Source organism: Pseudarthrobacter sp. 1C304, assembly GCF_052245515.1.
Classification (GTDB): domain Bacteria; phylum Actinomycetota; class Actinomycetes; order Actinomycetales; family Micrococcaceae; genus Arthrobacter.
On record NZ_JBQQCH010000007.1, the window covers coordinates 106,167 to 119,333 of the forward strand.

A 13,167-nucleotide genomic window follows, 5' to 3' on the forward strand; every position below is an offset into this window, starting at 1 on the left:
AACGGGTGTATGGCGGGCTTGGCCTGGCAGGAACCAGGTCAGGCCATCGCCTTCGCCTTGAGCGAGTCGAACTCGGCCTGGTTGATGGCCCCGGAATCGAGCAGGGCCTTGGCATCGGCGATCTGGGTGGCCGGGGACGACGCCTTCCCGGCGACCTGCTGGATGTATTCCTGCTGGGCGGCCTGCTGCTCCGCCACGGCGGCCATCTGCCGGCGGCCCATGCTGCGGCCCCGGGCGATCAGGTAGATCAGCGCGCCGAGCCAGGGGAGGAAGATCAGCAGTATCGCCCAGCCGGCCTTGCCCCAGCCGCTGAGCTCGGGGTCGCCGAACAGGTCAAACAGGCAGCGGAACCAGATCATCAGCGCGGAGATCCAGATGAAGAACCAAAAACTCCACAGGAGGATATCCCAGAAGTCAGTCGTAAGTGAGTCCATCGCTACTCCTCCACTAGTGTCCGCCGTCGGCCGGACCGTCGCGTCAGGCGCGGGACCGTCCGGAACGGCGGAGCATTTGCCGAGCCCCTGGTGCGGGTCTCTAGTGGTCAGCCTGCCCGGACCGGGAAGGTGACGCATCCTTCGTGAAGGATGAGTCGCCGGAGCTGCGGGAGGTCACGGGGCCGCAGCGCCCGGAGAGCCAGCGCCCTAGAAGGAGTGTTCGGGACCGGGAAACTGGCCGGACCGCACGTCGTCACCGTAGGCCTTCGCGGCATCACTGAGGGAGGAGCGCAGATCCGCGTACTGCCGGACGAACTTTGCCATCCTGCCGCCGCGGAGGCCCGCCATGTCCTGCCACACCAGCACCTGGCCGGTGGTGGCGTTGCCTGCGCCGATGCCGACGGTGGGGACGTCGACGGCGGCGTCCACGGCAGCCGCTGTGTCCGCCGGAACCATTTCCATCAGCACACAAAACGCGCCCGCGTCGGCCAGGGCCACGGCGTCCTCGACCAGCCGCCGGGCATCGTCGCCCCGGCCCTGGACGCGGTAGCCGCCGAGGGCGTGCTCGCTCTGCGGGGTGAAGCCGATATGCGCCATGACCGGAATCCCGGCCTGGACCATGGCCCGGACGGTGTCGGCGTAGAACTTGCCGCCCTCGATCTTGACCGCGTGGGCGAGCCCTTCCTTGAGGAAGCGCACCCCGGTGGCCACGGCCTGCTGCGCGGAGACCTCGTAGCTGCCGAAGGGCAGGTCCGCCACCACCAGGGCGCGTTTGGCCGAGCGGGTGACGGCGCGGCACAGGGGGAGCAGTTCATCCACGGTGACGGGCAGGCTGGTTTCGTTGCCGAACACGTTGTTCGAGGCCGAGTCGCCCACAAGGAGCACCTCGATGCCGGCCTGGTCGAAGATCTCCGCCGTGTACTGGTCGTAGGCGGTCAGCATGGCGAAGCGCTCGCCGTTGAGCTTCGCCTGGCGCAGGTGGTGCGTACGGATTTTTGCCACCGGCTTCCGTGCCTCGGGGCCCGCGGCCGGGGCACCCGGCTGCGCGGAACCGGCCGCGGACGGTCCGGTGCCGTAGGGAGCCGGCACTTCGTCTGCGGGCGTGCTGGAATCGGGGCTTTTGCTCATGGCCATGCCACGAGCGTAGTGCGATACCGCGCGTACTAGCTACCGGGCCCCGGCCGGCGGTCCGGTGAAACACGTCACACCCCGGGTGCGTGCGCCGTCCGCGGCGGACGTCGGGGCAGGTCCGCAGCTGCCGCTCCCGGGAGGCGGGGCGGGGGACTTTGTGTTAACGCTGCGTTACGTGAGTCGGCCCCGCCAGCAATCGCCCGCAATGATTAGTAAAGTGAACCCTGAGCAGTTGCGGGATCATGCCTGACGGGAGTCGGCGCGGCCCGGAGCACGGACGAAAGAACCGGAAAGAGGCCAGTATGGACCGCCAGCAAGAGTTTGTCCTGCGGACAATCGAGGAGCGCGACGTGCGGTTTGTGCGGCTGTGGTTTACCGACGTCGTGGGGTCGCTGAAGTCTGTGGCGCTTGCCCCGGCCGAGGTCGAGGGAGCGTTCGAGGAGGGCCTCGGGTTTGACGGCTCCTCGATCGAGGGTCTCGCCCGTGTCTTCGAATCCGACATGCTGGCCCAGCCTGACCCCGCCACCTTCCAGATCCTGCCGTGGCGCGGCGAGACGGAAGCGACGTCCCGGATGTTCTGCGACGTTCTGACGCCCGACGGCGAACCCTCCGCCGCGGACCCCCGCAACGTCCTCAAACGGAACCTCGCCAAGGCCGCGGACATGGGCTTCACCTGCTACACCCACCCCGAGATCGAGTTCTACCTGCTGAAGTCCCAGCACCCCGGCCCCGACGGCTCTCCGGTGCCCGTGGACGAAGGCGGCTACTTTGACCACGTGCCCGGCGGCGTCGCCCAGGACTTCCGCCGCACCGCCGTGACCATGCTCGAATCGGTGGGCATCTCCGTCGAGTTCAGCCACCACGAGGCGGGCCCCGGCCAGAACGAGATCGACCTGCGCTACGCGGACGCGCTGCAGACCGCTGACAACATCATGACGTTCCGCACCGTGATCAAGGAGGTCGCGCTCCAGCAGGGCACGTACGCGACGTTTATGCCGAAGCCGTTCACGGCCCACCCGGGCTCCGGGATGCACACACACTTCTCCCTCTTCGAGGGCGACACCAACGCCTTCTACGAAGCCGGCGCCGAGTTCCAGCTCTCCGAAACCGCCCGGCAGTTCATCGCGGGCATCCTCAAGCACGCCCCGGAATTCACCGCGGTCACCAACCAGTTCGTGAACTCCTACAAGCGGCTCTGGGGCGGCGGGGAGGCGCCCAGCTACCTCAGCTGGGGCCACAACAACCGCTCCGCGCTGGTCCGTGTCCCGCTGTACAAGCCGGGCAAGGGCCAGTCCGCACGGATCGAGTACCGCGGCATCGACTCGGCCGCCAACCCGTACCTGGCCTACGCCGTGCTCCTTGGTGCCGGGCTCAAGGGCATCGAGGAGGGCTACCAGCTGCCCGCCGCCGCCGAGGACGACATCTGGTCGCTGAGCTCGGCCGAGCGCCGCGCCATGGGCCACGACCCGCTGCCGGCCAGCCTGCACGACGCCATCCGCACCATGGAGGACTCGGAGCTGATGCCGCAGATCCTCGGCGAGCAGGTCTTCGAGCACTTCCTGCGCAACAAGCGGGCCGAGTGGCAGGACTACCGCCTGCAGGTCACGCCCTACGAGCTGCAGCGCAACCTCGGCATCCTCTAGGCGTCCCGCATGAGCCTGGCACGCCGCCTCATTGCCGCCGGCTTCAGCGACCTCGAGAAGGGCGAACGGTTCCTCGCGGCCCCCGAACTGGAGGGCCTGGACCAGGACGTCCTGTTCGCGGGGCTGCAGCTGGCCGCGAACCCGGACACTGCACTGCAGTCCCTGGTCCGGCTGATCGAGAAGCATCCCGACCTGCGGACGCTCGCGGCCGCCGAGCCTGAGCGCAGTGAGCCGCTGTACCGCGTGCTCGGCGCCTCGGAGGCCCTCGGTGAGTTCCTGATCCGCCACCCCGAGCACCTGGATGCCTTCGAGGTGACAGCCAGCCCGGAACCGCGCGCCGCGGATGCCGCCGAGCTGCGGGCCCGGCTGCTGCAGTCCGTGCAGGCGGACCCGAAATCCGCCCGGCCGGTGGCCGCCCTGGCCGGCCCGGACGGCTACGCGGCGCTCCGCACGGAATACCGGCGCGGACTGGTGGAGCTCGCCGTCAAGGACCTCTGCGCCGCGGACCCGCTGGACTTTATGCCCGCCGCCGGTGCTGAACTCGCGGACCTCGCCGGTGCCGCGATCGAGGCGGCCCTGGCCGTCTCCCGCGCCGAGGCTGCCGAACAGTTCAGCGCCGCCGAGGTGGCCGCCGTCGGGCTGGCCGTGATCGGCATGGGCAAGTGCGGTGCCCGCGAACTCAACTACATCTCCGACGTCGACGTCATCTATGTGATCGAATCCGGCGAACTCGACGACCCGCGCGCCAACACGATCGGCACCGCCCTCGCCTCGGGCATTTCCCGGGCGATCATGTCCGTAGGCCGCGAACCCGGACTCTGGGAGGTGGACGCCAACCTGCGACCGGAGGGCAAGTCGGGGCCGCTGGTGAGGACCCTCGCCTCGCACGAGAGCTACTACGCCCGCTGGGCCGAGAGCTGGGAGTTCCAGGCCCTCCTCAAGGCCCGCACCATCGCCGGGGACGCCGAGCTGGGCGCCCGGTACGAGGCCGCCGTCGCGCCGCTGATCTGGTCGTCCGCCGGCCGGGAGGGCTTTGTGGAGTCCGTCCGCTCCATGCGCCGCCGCGTCACCGAACACATCCCCGCCGACGAGGAGCAGCGGCAGATCAAGCTGGGCCGCGGCGGGCTGCGCGACGTCGAGTTCACCGTCCAGCTGCTGCAGCTGGTGCACGGCAAGTCCGATGAAAGCCTGCGCTGCCGCGACACCACCTCCGCGATCGCCGCGCTGTCCGCCGGCGGCTACATCGGCCGCTCCGACGCCGCCGAGTTTGACCGGGACTACCGCTACCTCCGGCTCCTCGAACACCGGATCCAGCTCTACCAGCTGCGCCGCACGCATCTGATGCCCGTCCGGGAGGAGTCGCTGCGGTCCCTCGCCAAGGCCGTGCTCGGGCCCTTTTCCAGCGAACGGCCAAAGCCCGACGCCCTGGTGGAGGCCTGGCGCAAGACCAAACGCTCCGTCCGCGAGCTGCACGAACGCATCTTCTACCGCCCGCTGCTGAACACCGCAGCGGCGCTCAGCAGCGAGGAGGCACGGCTCAGCCCGGAAGCGGCCCAAGGGCGCCTCGCCGCGCTGGGCTACCTCGATCCGAGCGGCGCGATGCGGCACATCGAGGCGCTGACCGCCGGCGTGAGCCGGCGCGCCGCGCTCCAGCGCCAGCTCCTGCCGATCCTCCTCGGCTGGCTCGCCGAGGGCGTGGACCCCGACGCCGGCCTGCTGGCCTTCCGCCGGGTCAGCGAAGCGCTCGGCACCACCCATTGGTACCTCGGCCTGCTCCGGGACTCGACGGCGGCGGCCGAGCGGCTCTGCCACGTCCTGTCCAACTCACGGCTGATCGCCGACCTGCTGGAGGTATCGCCCGAATCCGTGGCCTGGCTCGGTTCGGACAAGGACCTGGTGCCCCTGACGTTCGAGGCGCAATGGCTGGAGATCGTCTCCAAGATGTCCCGCCACGCGGACCCGGAGAGCGCCATGCGCCTGATCCGGCTGATCCGGCGCCGCGAGATCCTGCGCATCGCCATCGCGGACAGCGCGGGGCTCCTGGACCAGGACCAGGTCGGCGCGGCGCTGGCCGACACGGACCGCGCCGCGGTGCTGGGCGCCCTGCGCGTGGCCGAAAACGTCGTCACCGCCGAGGAACCGCTCAAGACCCACGTGCTGGTGGTCGCGATGGGGCGGCAGGGCGGCCGGGAGATCGGGTACGGCTCGGACGCCGACGTAATGTACGTGCACCGCGGGCTTCCCGGCGTCCCGGAGGACGAGGCACAGCAGCAGGCGCTGCAGATCGTGGGCCGGCTCTCCACCCTCCTGACCCAGCCCCTGAAACCCGCCATCCTCGCCGAACGCGTCCTGATGGTCGACGCCGACCTGCGGCCCGAAGGCAAGAACGGGCCGATGGTGCGGTCGCTGGAATCCTATGCCGAGTACTACCGCCGCTGGTCGCTGGTCTGGGAGGCGCAGGCGCTGCTGCGGGCCCGGCCCATGGCGGGCGACGACGGGCTGGCCGCCGACTTCGTGGCCCTGATCGGCCCCATCCGCTACCCCGATGCCCTCTCCGAGCAGGACGTGCGGGAAGTCCGCCGGGTCAAGGCCCGGGTGGAGTCCGAGCGACTGCCGCGCGGAGCCGATCCCGCCCGCCACCTCAAGCTGGGCCGCGGCGGGCTCAGCGACGTCGAGTGGCTGGCCCAGCTGCTGCAGCTGCGGCACGCCGGACGGCACCCGGAACTCCGGACCACCTCCACGGTGGAGGCGCTGGAAGCCGCAGCCGAACTGGAGCTGCTGGAGCACGACGACGTGGACATCCTGCTCCGGGCGTGGCGCCTGGCGAGCCGGATCCGCTCCGCCAACGTGATCTGGACCGGCCGGGCCTCCGATCTCCTGCCGTCCTCCCGCCGCGACCTGGAAGCGGTGGCCCGCTGGTGCGGCTACGGGCAGGGCAACGCCGCGGAGCTCGAGGAAGACTACCTGCGGCTGAGCCGGCGGGCGCGGGGCGTGTTTGAGCGGGTGTTTTACGGCCAGTGAGTGCGGTGTGGTCCCCGGGTGCTGCCGCCGGCCGCGCTCCTGTCCGGGGCTGACACCCCGGGAGTGCGGTGCTAGGTTGGCCGCATGGCCAGACAACTGTTTGTGAACCTGCCCGTCAAGGACCTCGACAAAACGGTGGAATTCTTCACCGCGCTGGGGTTCTCCTTCAATCCCGACTTCACCGACGAGAATGCCACCTGCATGATCGTCAATGACGGCGCGTTCGTGATGCTGCTGGTCGAGGGGTACTTCAAGACCTTCACGTCGAAATCCGTCGCCGATGCAAGGGGCGCCGCCGAGGTCATCATGTCGTTTTCCCTGGAGAGCCGCGAGGCCGTGGATGACCTCGTCCGGAAGGCACTCACCTCCGGCGGGACGCCGTCGGAGGAAGCCCAGGACTACGGCTTTATGTACACCCACAGCTTCCAGGACCCGGACGGCCACCTCTGGGAAGTGTTCTGGATGGACCCGGCGGGCCCACCCAAGGACGCCGCGCTCTGAGCTGAGGCAGCGCCCGGCGGGCACCCGCCGTCGTCGGTAGGCTTCGTGTATGGCTGAACACGTGTGGCTGCTGCCGCTGAACAACCTCGACCACGACGCCCGCGCCATTAAGCTGGGGGAGATCGCCGGGCTTGAGGTCACCGGGGACCAGCGCAGGTTCGTCGGCGAGCCGCTGCGGATGGTGCTGATCGGGTTGGAGGAAGATTCCCGGCACCCCTTCGCCATTGACGCGGGCGGGTCGGCGGTGGGAGTGCTGACGCTGCAGGCGGGGGCCGCGACGCTGGCCGGCTGGCCGGACGACGGCTCGGTCTGGCTCCTGCGCGGTTTCCTGATTGACCGCCGGCACCAGGGCAAAGGCCTGGGCACGCTGGCCGCGGATGCCGCCGTGCGCGCCGCGGAGAAGCTGACGGCAGCCCTCGGCGGCGGCCAGGCCGGCGTCGTGCTCTCGGTCAACGAGCAGAATCCCGCCGGGCAGGCCGCCTACCGGAAGGCCGGGTTCGAGGACCGCGGCCGGTACCTCGGCGGCGACGCCGGCCCGCAGCGGACCATGTACCGGGCGTTCTGACCAGATACTTCCCACAGGAGGCTTGGTGAGGCGGGATCTAGCCCATGTCCGAGGGACCCAACAGGTCATCCTCCGGGGGTGATGAAGCGGCGGGAAGATCTTGCGACGCTGGAATCATCCATCGTTAGTACGCGGAGGCTCGTCCGCGGGGCAAAAGCCGTGTGCAAGTCGCCTGACGCTAAAGGCTTTCCCATGTCGACCAGCCAGCTAGGGGGAGCCGTTCATGTCTCCGCCGAGAACCTCCACGGGCAGCATCACGCCGAGATCGTCGTGTTTACCCGGGACCCGGACGGACCGGGAGCGTTCGGGATGATCTACAACACCCTGGGGCTGGCCGATGACGTGTCAGACGAGGAGTTAGATGCCCGGTTCCGGGCCCTTGATCCGGAAGAGCTGAAGAAGGATTTCGGCGGGGACGTGGTTTGGTTGAACGGCCCACGCCGTGCCTTGATGGACCGGATGACACTGGTGGTCTTCGAGGACGCCAAGGTCAGCATGGTCGGCCCGATCCCGATGCGCACGGTCGCCACCGTGAGCGTCCCCGACCTGGACGCCTTCGTCGCCAGCGAGCGGCCGCCGTACACCGAGATAACGGTCGGCCGGACCACGGAATGGTTCTTCAACGCCGGCCGGCAGGTCTACCAGCTGGTCTCCCCGGCCGGCAGCGTTTACATCATGCAGAGCGCCTCCCAGCACGTCGACCCGGCCAACACCGTGGACCGGCTGGCAACACTCGGGGAGCGCCTGAAGTTGCCGCAGGGGTGGGAGTACCGGACTCCGACGCTGCAGGAGGACCTTGTCGTCCGCGCCGACGCGGAGGGCACCCCGGCACACATCGTATTGGACGAGTACGAGGACAACTACCAGCGCATCGACAATGCCTAAGCCACCGCGGGGTGGCAGGCTCCGTGCAGCAGGCTTCCCCGCCCGTAAATCGCTGGATGACTTCAGCTTCGACCACACCAGCCCGGCCTTAAACGCGACACGACCGCGGGCCGCGAGGTGTGTTTTTCCGGTTCCGGGTGGTCCGAGCAGAACGATGTAGGAGGCCTCGGTGAGGAACGCCCCGCTGGCCAGGTGTGCGAATCCCTAGCGTTTTGATACATGTAAGTTCGAGGCAGGTGTTGAGCTCGTCGATTGGCCACTAGTTACCGCTAATACACATTTGCATGAATACAGCAGGCTATGTACTTTGAGGGCATGGAAACACTGACTCAGGCGCCAGTCCTGGCCCGGTTCGGTTATGCGGTCTCGGACCCTACGCGGGCACGGGTTCTTCTGGCCCTTTCGGAAGCGCCGTCCTATCCCTCCGACCTGGCCGAGGCGCTGGGCGTGTCCCGGCAGAACATGTCCAACCACCTGACCTGCCTTCGTGGCTGCGGCCTGGTCGTGGCCGTCCCCGACGGGCGGCGGAGCCGGTACGAACTGGCCGATGTGCGGCTGGGGCACGCGATCAAGGACCTGCTCGGTGTTGTCCTCGCGGTGGATCCGTCCTGCTGCGCTCCTGACGGGGAGTGCCTGGTATGACACTGCTGACCAAGGCCCCCAGCCCGGAGCGCCGGGCAGTCCTCAGCCGGCGGATCCGGCTCTTCGCGGCCGCGACCATCACCTACAACGTCATCGAGGCCGTCGTTGCTTTGTGGGCCGGCGGCGTCGCAGACTCTTCTGCCCTGATCGGCTTCGGCCTGGACTCGGTAATCGAAGTTTCTTCCGCGCTGGCGTTGTCCTGGCAGTTCTCCGCCAAAAACCCGGAGCGGCGCGAGCACCTGACTTTGAGGATCATCGCCATCTCCTTCTTCGCCCTCGCCGCCTTCGTCACGCTGGATGCCGTCCGCGCCCTGACTGGCGGGGAAGAAGCACAGCATTCAACTCCCGGCATTATCATCGCCGCCCTGAGCCTGGCGATCATGCCTGTCCTGTCCTGGGCCCAGCGCCGCGCCGGACGGGAACTCGGCTCCCGCACCGCCGTCGCGGATTCGAAACAGACCCTGTTGTGCACGTACCTTTCCGCCGTCCTGCTGGTCGGGCTGGTCCTGAACAGTGCGTTGGGCTGGTGGTGGGCCGACGCCGGTGCTGCCCTGGTCATCGCCGGAATCGCCATCCGTGAAGGCATTAACGCCTGGCAGGGAGAGTCCTGCTGCACCCTTCCCCACACCGACGGCGCCGACACGCATGCTGACGAGGACGATGACTGCTGCGCACCCGCAGCCACCACCACGGCCTCGGCAGTATCCGGTGCTGCTGGGCCAAAAGGAGCCTGCTGCGCCGGATGCCAAGGCGATGCCAAACCGGCGCCGGTGGCTCTGACCCTCGGAACGAAACCGGGCGATCGATGAGCGCGGAGTCTTGACGGGCTACCCGGTCTGGCCAGGCTCGCGGAGTGAGTCCGTGCCCGACCGGTAAACGTTGGCGTGGAGTCAGGGATGCGCCAGTGGGGACATTGAGGACCTCCTGGTCGCCGCAGCGGTTGTTTAAGCAACTCCACCGTGCAACCGGAGGTCCCCACCCGTCCGTCAAGGGCTTCAGCGAGTCATCACATTCACCCAACCAACGTCCCTGGGCAGTTCAGCTAGCCGGCGTTAAGTCCGGCGACCGGTGAGAGGCGGGCGGCCCTCCGGGCCGGAAGTATTGAGGCCAGCAGTCCGGCCACGAGGGCCACAGCCAGAACGGCTGCCAACTGTGTCCAGGGGAGGCTCGGCGTTACGTTGGTGAACCGGCCCAGCACCGTAACGGCACCCAGCCAGCCGTACAGGGCGCCCAGTACGCAGCCGAACGTTGCCGCGACGCCGGTGATCAGCAGCGCCTCAAGTGCCAGCATGCCGCGCAGCTGGCCCCGGGTCAGTCCGAGTGCCCGCAGCAGGGATGATTCCCGGGTCCGCTCCAGCACGGACAGCGACAGCGTGTTGGCCACGCCCACCAGAGCGATCACGATGGCCACCGCCAAGAGACCGGTGACGACCGAGAGCAGTACGTCTATCACTTGCTCGAACGCCGCCCGCTCAATTGCGGCGCCGAAGATGGCGGACTCGTCCACCCCCACCGCCTCTGCCAACGCGATGCGCAGGTCCATCAGCTCGCTGGCCGACAAGCTGTCCTCGACCGAGAGCCAGAATTCCCCCAGGGAGCCTAAGTCTTTCTCCGCGGTCGCGGGGGCACCACCGAGGAACTCGGCGGTCGGCGCGCTGATCACCGGCCGCAGTAAACGACTGCCGGCAACCACAACCTCAAGCTCGACGTCGGACCCCGCACCACGGACTGTGACCGTCCGCTCCATGGTGCCTTGCGGCATCAGAATAGTGTTGGGAAGCAGTTCAAGGTCCCGGTCCTGCAGGACCTTGCCGGCGTCCACGGGATCCAGGGCGAAGACGGGTGCCGTGCGGCCGTTGAGCTGGACGGCGCCCGCTACCGGCACTTGCACCACATTCACCACACCGTCCACCGAGCGGGCCGCGTCCGCGGCGGCAGCGGTCGCAGCCGGATCGTCGAGAAGCCCGCCGGTGATACTGATGTCCACCGGGTACTCGCGGGCGAGCACGTCATCCAGCGAGGCACGCGCGGTGGATGCGCCGGTCATCATCATGGCCACCAGGGTCACTCCGATCAGCAGCGCGGAAGACGTGGCCGAGGTGCGCTGTGGATTGCGGATGGCGTTCACTGCTGCAAGCTTGCCCGGCACGCCCAAGGGGGCCGCCAAGGAACCGACGGTCCGGACCAGCGGCGGGATGAACAGCGTTGCGCACATCAGCACGCCGACGAAGCTCAGCATGCCGCCGGGCACGGCAAGCAGCAGGTCGGCGGCGGACGCGCCGATGCCGAGCAGCAGCGCGCCGCCGGCAAGCAGTGCGAGCCCGATGGAAAGGCGAAGCCGGCCGCGCTTTGTGCCGGCAAGTACATCGTCGGCCGGGCGCAGAGCGACCAGCGGTGCGACGGACGTTGCGGCCCTGGCGGGAACGAGTGCCGCCAGCACGGTCATCAGGACACCCACCGCCACTCCGACGCCAGTGGCCAGCGGAGACACTGCCAGGGTGGCGAACCCACTTTCCGGGATGCCCTTCAGATACGCCACGGTGGCTCCCACCAATGCGACGGCGCCCGCGACACCGGCCACGGAAGCGACGAATCCCACCAGCAAGGCTTCAACCATTACCGAGCGCCGGATCTGCGACCGGGTGGCGCCGATACAGCGCAGCAGAGCGAGCTCACGGGTTCGCTGTGCCACCAGCACGGAGAACGTATTGGAAACCACGAGTGCGCAGACGAGCAGCGAGACGGCGCCGAAGGCCAGGAGGACGGTTGTCAGGACGTCATCGCCGCCGGTGAACGCGGCCACGGTCGCTTGCGTCTGCTCATCTGCCGTGCGGACAGCTATTCCGTCGAACCCGCCCTCTGCCAAACTCTTCGCCAGGGCGTCCCGGACATCGCTTACCCCGGCACCGCGGGCGAGGGCCACCTGGATGATGTCGAACCCCTGTCCAGGGCCGGTGAACATCTCCGCGGTCGTGTCGGTGGCGTAGAGCTGCGGTGTTCCCATCGTCCGCGGGTCCTTCGACGTGGCGACGATGGCGCTGACCGTCAGTTCGATGGCGGGTGGGCCAACTCCGCCCGTGATTGCCAGACGCGAACCGGGGGATAGCCCCAGCCGGGTGGCCGTGTCCTGGTCCACAGCCGCCTCGCTGCCGGAAGCGGGAATGCTGCCCTGCACCACGTCGACAGGGAAAAGCGCGGCGGCTTCGGGGGTGTTGCTCAGCTGGGCGCTGACCGCAGTTTTGCCCTCACCCAGGGTGACGTAGGCCTGCCGCACGGCGTAGATGCCGTCAACGCCGGCGACTTTCCGGACGACGTCGGCAGTGCCGTCGTTCAAGACCCCCGGGGCACCCGGCTGATCGTCGGATTCAGCGCTAAGAACCAGCTGGGCGTTGCGGAACCCCTGCCCCACGCTCTGGGTCAGTGAGGCCTTGGACGAAGAGTTGATGAGCAGGGTGCTGGTCAGGAACCCGACGGCGATGGTGACGGCCAGGATGATGGCAATGAAGCGGCGCCCGTTCAGGCGCACTTGCGCCAGGGCTACCCGCAGCACGCTCAGGCACCCAGCTTCGTAAGAGCGGCGGTCACAGTGTCCGGCGTCGGGCTGGACAGCTCGCCCACCAGGGCGCCGTCATTCATCAGCACGACGCGGTCCGCGTAGGACGCGGCCAAGGGATCGTGGGTCACCATGATGATGCTTTGGCCCAGCTCCCGGGTGGAACGGCGCAGCAGCGAGAGCACTTCGGCGCCCGCCTTGGAGTCCAGATTTCCAGTGGGTTCGTCGCCGAAAACTACGTGCGGGCGGGTCAGCAGGGCACGGGCGACGGCGACGCGCTGCTGTTGTCCGCCGGAGAGCTCGTGCGGGCGGTGCTTCAGCCGGCCGGTGAGGCCGAGGGTTCCGGTGATGTAGTCGAGCCAGCCGTCGTCCACCGTGCCGTTGGCCAAGGCAACCGGCAGCGTGATGTTCTGTTCGGCGGTCAGTGTTGGCACCAGGTTAAAGGACTGGAAGACAAAACCCACGCTGTCACGACGCAGGCGGGTAAGTTCTGCGTCTTTGAGTGCCGTGATCTCTGTCTGTCCGATCCAGATCCGTCCCGAATCTGCCGTGTCCAAGCCGGCCAGGCAGTGCATGAGGGTGGACTTGCCGGAACCGGACGGGCCCATGATCGCGGTGAAGGTCCCTGCCTCAAAACTCACGTCCACGTTGGTCAGGGCACGGACGGCGGTGTCCCCGGTGCCGTACGTCTTGTTGAGGGACCGGGCGACCGCAGCGTTGGTGGTTCCGCCGGTCCCCGGGGCGGAGGAATGCTCAGTAAGGGTTGTCATATCCCCACGCTATTTTTGTCGC

Annotated in this window: 11 protein-coding genes and 1 pseudogene; 7 read left to right on the forward strand and 5 right to left on the reverse strand. The window is 68.3% G+C overall.

The window, feature by feature from the left end; genetic code table 11:
- Window positions 1-38: 38 nt before the first annotated feature.
- Window positions 39-434, reverse strand: coding sequence for an SHOCT domain-containing protein (locus ACTWQD_RS13865; protein ID WP_443196698.1), 396 nt, complete (start codon window positions 432-434; stop codon window positions 39-41).
- Between the two features lie 207 nt (window positions 435-641).
- Entirely contained in the window at window positions 642-1,568 is a 927-nt protein-coding gene (panB, locus tag ACTWQD_RS13870; protein WP_443196699.1) for a 3-methyl-2-oxobutanoate hydroxymethyltransferase, read from the reverse strand.
- 299 nt (window positions 1,569-1,867) lie between these two features.
- Here panB and glnA point away from each other — a divergent pair, with 299 nt between their 5' ends.
- The 5 genes from glnA to ACTWQD_RS13895 all read left to right on the forward strand — a co-directional run bounded on the left by glnA (window position 1,868) and on the right by ACTWQD_RS13895 (window position 8,180).
- On the forward strand, window positions 1,868-3,208 hold the full coding sequence (gene glnA, locus ACTWQD_RS13875; RefSeq protein ID WP_066435667.1) for a type I glutamate--ammonia ligase: 1,341 nt from the start codon (window positions 1,868-1,870) through the stop codon (window positions 3,206-3,208).
- Between the two features lie 9 nt (window positions 3,209-3,217).
- Window positions 3,218-6,229 (forward strand): bifunctional [glutamine synthetase] adenylyltransferase/[glutamine synthetase]-adenylyl-L-tyrosine phosphorylase, encoded by a 3,012-nt coding sequence (locus tag ACTWQD_RS13880; RefSeq protein WP_443196700.1) that lies wholly within the window; start codon window positions 3,218-3,220, stop codon window positions 6,227-6,229.
- An 84-nt stretch (window positions 6,230-6,313) separates the two neighbouring features.
- Window positions 6,314-6,730 carry a VOC family protein gene (locus ACTWQD_RS13885; protein WP_443196701.1) on the forward strand — a complete coding sequence of 139 codons (417 nt, stop codon included), beginning with the start codon at window positions 6,314-6,316 and terminating at the stop codon, window positions 6,728-6,730.
- A 49-nt stretch (window positions 6,731-6,779) separates the two neighbouring features.
- Window positions 6,780-7,295: a GNAT family N-acetyltransferase gene (locus ACTWQD_RS13890; protein WP_443196702.1), complete on the forward strand. Its 516-nt coding sequence runs from the start codon at window positions 6,780-6,782 to the stop codon at window positions 7,293-7,295.
- 192 nt (window positions 7,296-7,487) lie between these two features.
- Window positions 7,488-8,180, forward strand: coding sequence for a hypothetical protein (locus ACTWQD_RS13895; protein ID WP_443196703.1), 693 nt, complete (start codon window positions 7,488-7,490; stop codon window positions 8,178-8,180).
- A gap of 111 nt (window positions 8,181-8,291) precedes the next feature.
- Here ACTWQD_RS13895 and ACTWQD_RS13900 read toward each other — a convergent pair.
- Window positions 8,292-8,378, reverse strand: a pseudogene (locus tag ACTWQD_RS13900) (ATP-binding protein); the annotation flags it as partial.
- 117 nt (window positions 8,379-8,495) lie between these two features.
- On the opposite strand from ACTWQD_RS13900, the gene ACTWQD_RS13905 reads away from it, so the two are divergent.
- Together ACTWQD_RS13905 and ACTWQD_RS13910 are read left to right on the forward strand one after the other, a co-directional pair.
- The gene (locus ACTWQD_RS13905) at window positions 8,496-8,822 is read left to right on the forward strand and encodes an ArsR/SmtB family transcription factor (protein ID WP_443196704.1); all 327 of its coding nucleotides are present in this window, start codon (window positions 8,496-8,498) and stop codon (window positions 8,820-8,822) included.
- Window positions 8,819-9,631 carry a cation diffusion facilitator family transporter gene (locus ACTWQD_RS13910; RefSeq protein ID WP_443196705.1) on the forward strand — a complete coding sequence of 271 codons (813 nt, stop codon included), beginning with the start codon at window positions 8,819-8,821 and terminating at the stop codon, window positions 9,629-9,631. Before ACTWQD_RS13905 ends, ACTWQD_RS13910 begins: the two co-directional genes overlap by 4 nt.
- A gap of 233 nt (window positions 9,632-9,864) precedes the next feature.
- Here the strand turns inward: ACTWQD_RS13910 and ACTWQD_RS13915 are convergent, their stop codons facing one another.
- Complete coding sequence (locus ACTWQD_RS13915; RefSeq protein WP_443196706.1) at window positions 9,865-12,372, reverse strand: ABC transporter permease; 2,508 nt, start codon at window positions 12,370-12,372, stop codon at window positions 9,865-9,867.
- 2 nt (window positions 12,373-12,374) lie between these two features.
- Window positions 12,375-13,145, reverse strand: a complete 771-nt coding sequence (locus ACTWQD_RS13920; protein ID WP_443196707.1) for an ABC transporter ATP-binding protein — start codon at window positions 13,143-13,145, stop codon at window positions 12,375-12,377.
- Window positions 13,146-13,167 lie beyond the last annotated feature (22 nt).